Source organism: Sphingobium xenophagum, from assembly GCF_031457465.1.
Lineage (GTDB): Bacteria > Pseudomonadota > Alphaproteobacteria > Sphingomonadales > Sphingomonadaceae > Sphingobium > Sphingobium xenophagum_A.
In genome coordinates, this window is sequence record NZ_JAVDWV010000051.1 from 1 (window position 1) to 1,362 (window position 1,362).

The following is a 1,362-nucleotide window of genomic DNA, read 5'->3' on the forward strand; positions in this document are numbered from 1 at the left end:
CTAGAGAGGGGCAGACGATCATCAAAAATGAGGCTGCCCCGGCTTCATACGATCGGGAGAGTTATACGTGCCCGTCCTGTACCACGAAGGCCGCTTCCTTCCTCAGGCCCTTGATCTGGCCACATTGTTCCCGCTGGTGGGGCCTGCCAATGCGGCAGTTGCTCGCTACGAAGGCGTCCTTGCTGGCATTCCCAACCCGGATATCCTGCTGTCGCCACTCACTTCGCGGTAAGCTGTCCTTTCCAGCAAGATCGAAGGCACCCAGGTCACACTTGGCGAAGTCCTCGAATTTGAAGCGCAGGGCCAACTCTTCGACGAAAGCAGTCCCAAGAAGGCCGACGCCCGCGAGGTACTCAATTATCGGGCTGCGCTTCATGAGGCCACCCGGCTCATGGAAAATCTGCCGCTGTCGCAACGTCTCATCAAGGCCACGCACCAAGTGCTGATGGACGGCGTTCGAGGTCGCAACAAGTATCCCGGGCATTATCGGAGCATTCCCAACTGGATCGGTGCAGACGGATGCTCCATCGAGCAGGCGCGGTTTATTCCCCCCGGCGCGGACCGTATCGATGCGGCCATGGCCGGATGGGAAGAGTACATCCACGCCGAAGCGCCCGACCGCTTGGTCCAGTTGGCTATTGTCCACGTCCAGTTCGAAGCGATCCACCCTTTTCTCGACGGCAACGGGCGCATCGGCCGCCTCATCATTCCCCTGTTCCTCTACAATCACGGGCTGCTTTCACGACCGAATTTCTATCTCTCCCAATATTTGGAAACGAACCGCAGCGAGTACTATGACCGAATGCATGCGGTTTCTCGGGACGACGACTGGAGCGGATGGGTTGCCTTCTTCTTGCGCGGTATCATTGCCCAAGCGGATGCTAATACGAAAAAGGCGCAGGCCATTCTGGCCCTCCACCAGGAAAAGCGCGATGCCGTCGTCGAGATCACGCATTCGCAATACGCCGTGCGCGCACTCGACTGGATATTCCAGCGCCCGCTGTTCAAGACCCCGGACTTCATCGAGTCAGCGCAAATTCCCGCTGCTACCGCGAGAAAGCTCGTTCGGGACTTTCGCGACCACGGAATCCTGCGTGAACTTGTACCAGCCTCCGGGCGTGCCCCCGCAACGCTGGTGTTCTCCGAACTGCTAAATATAGCCGAGGGGCGGAACGCCTTTTGAGCGCCGATCGCGAATACAAAATTTCGGCTCCAGAACGATCTTCCGTTCATTGCGTGAATGCGCGCGTGAAGTGAGAGAGTCGGAAAGGCCGATTTAGCCCATGTCATCGCCGCCAAGCTTGACCCGGTAGGAAGAGCGGACCGACAGGACCTGAGCATAAAACCGGCGGTTGGACGTCT

At 58.4% G+C, this 1,362-nt stretch carries 1 protein-coding gene and 1 pseudogene; both read left to right on the forward strand.

Going from position 1 to position 1,362, the window contains the following annotated elements; translation table 11 throughout:
* Window positions 1–250: 250 nt before the first annotated feature.
* A pseudogene (locus tag J2W40_RS20675) lies at window positions 251–325 on the forward strand (hypothetical protein); the annotation flags it as partial.
* Between the two features lie 66 nt (window positions 326–391).
* Entirely contained in the window at window positions 392–1,183 is a 792-nt protein-coding gene (locus tag J2W40_RS20510) for a Fic family protein (RefSeq protein ID WP_476470238.1), read from the forward strand.
* Window positions 1,184–1,362 lie beyond the last annotated feature (179 nt).